This window comes from Cohnella sp. GbtcB17 (assembly GCF_019091135.1).
Classification (GTDB): Bacteria; Bacillota; Bacilli; order Paenibacillales; family Paenibacillaceae; genus Cohnella.
On sequence record NZ_JAGXJW010000138.1, the window covers coordinates 1 to 1,604 of the forward strand.

The following is a 1,604-nucleotide window of genomic DNA, read 5'->3' on the forward strand; positions in this document are numbered from 1 at the left end:
AATCTCGCCGCCGCGGACGACGAGAACGGCGATCACGGGCCGGTATACGACTCACAATGGCGCGCGTGGGAGACGCCGGACGGCCGCACGATCGATCAGATCGCGCAGGTCGTCGACGCCATCAAGCGCAATCCCGAATCGCGCCGCCATATCGTAAGCGCCTGGAATGTCGCGGAGATCGACCGGATGAAGCTGCCGCCGTGCCACTTCGTCTTTCAATTTTACGTGGCGGACGGCAAGCTCTCGTGCATGCTGACGATGCGCTCCGTCGATACGTTCCTCGGACTGCCGTTCAATATTGCCTCCTATGCGTTGCTCACCCATATGGTCGCCCAGCAATGCGACCTCGAAGTCGGCGAGTTCATCTGGTCCGGCGGAGACGTGCATATTTACGCCAACCATCTCGAGCAGGTGAAGCTTCAGCTTACGCGCGAGCCGCTGCCGCTGCCCAAGCTCTCCATCTTGCGCAAGCCCGACTCCATTTTCGATTACAAATTCGAAGATTTTGTCTTCGAGGGCTACCAGCATCATCCTGCGATCAAAGCGCCAGTAGCGGTGTAGGCTGCTGTGTTTGTTGTCGAAAAACAGTCGATTTTTGGCTGATAGTCGCCGGGAAGCCTCGTATGTTATGATAGTTATACAAAAGAAACGATAGCAGGGAGGCGGTGGCGCATGTCCGTCACGTTGATCGCCGCCGTCGCGAAGAACGGCGTCATCGGGGCGGATAACGCCCTGCCTTGGCGACTGAAGGACGAGATGGCGTATTTCAAAGCCCAGACGATGGGCAAACCCGTATTGATGGGGAGCAAGACGTTCCGCTCGCTGCCGAAGCCGCTGGCCGGCCGGACGAACGTCATTTTGTCCAGGACGATGACCGAGGCCCCCGAGGGCTGCGTCATCGTCCGTTCCGTAGAGGAGGCGCTTGCGCGGTACGGCGGCGAAGACCTCATGGTGGCCGGCGGCGCCGACGTCTACGCGCAGCTGCTGCCGCATGCGGACCGGCTGCTGCTCTCGGAGCTTTCCGAAGACGTGGCGGGCGACGCCGTATTTCCGAGCTTCGACCGTTCGGTTTGGGTGCTGACGTCCAAACAGTCGCAGTCGGCGGACGAGCGCAATCCGATCGCCTTCGATATGTGCGTCTACGAGCGCCGCACAGCGGAAAGTGCAAACAATAGAGGGGATAATCCATTCTGATGACACGGGTCGTCAGGTAAGATGGTCTATCATATATAACGGTGCTCTGACCCGGCGGCAATATGCGGCCAGACACGCGAATTACCGACAGATGGAGGAAATGGGATGTCGACGCCTACGGGATTTATGGAATATCAACGCGAGCTGCCTAGCGATCGCGACCCCCTTGAACGGATCAAGGACTGGAACGAGTTCCACCGCATGTTCTCCGAAGAACAGCTGCGCACCCAGGGAGCGCGCTGCATGGACTGCGGAACGCCATATTGCCATACCGGGATGGAGTTGTCCGGCGGCGCTTCGGGCTGCCCGGTCAACAACCTGATACCTGAGTGGAACAACCTGATCTACCACGGGCTGTGGAGAGAGGCTTACGAGCGTCACGCCAAGACGAACAATTTCCCCGAGTTCAC

The 1,604-nt window shown here is 59.1% G+C and carries 2 protein-coding genes and 1 pseudogene; all 3 read left to right on the top strand.

Annotated elements, in window-relative coordinates:
- Positions 1 to 561, top strand: a 561-nt coding sequence (thyA, locus tag KVT38_RS33305) for a thymidylate synthase (protein ID WP_217598035.1), incomplete at its 5' end; no start/stop codon positions are given.
- A 111-nt stretch (positions 562 to 672) separates the two neighbouring features.
- On the top strand, positions 673 to 1,194 hold the full coding sequence (locus KVT38_RS33310) for a dihydrofolate reductase (RefSeq protein ID WP_217598036.1): 522 nt from the start codon (positions 673 to 675) through the stop codon (positions 1,192 to 1,194).
- Positions 1,195 to 1,299: 105 nt separating this feature from the next.
- Positions 1,300 to 1,604, top strand: a pseudogene (locus KVT38_RS33315) (glutamate synthase); the annotation flags it as partial.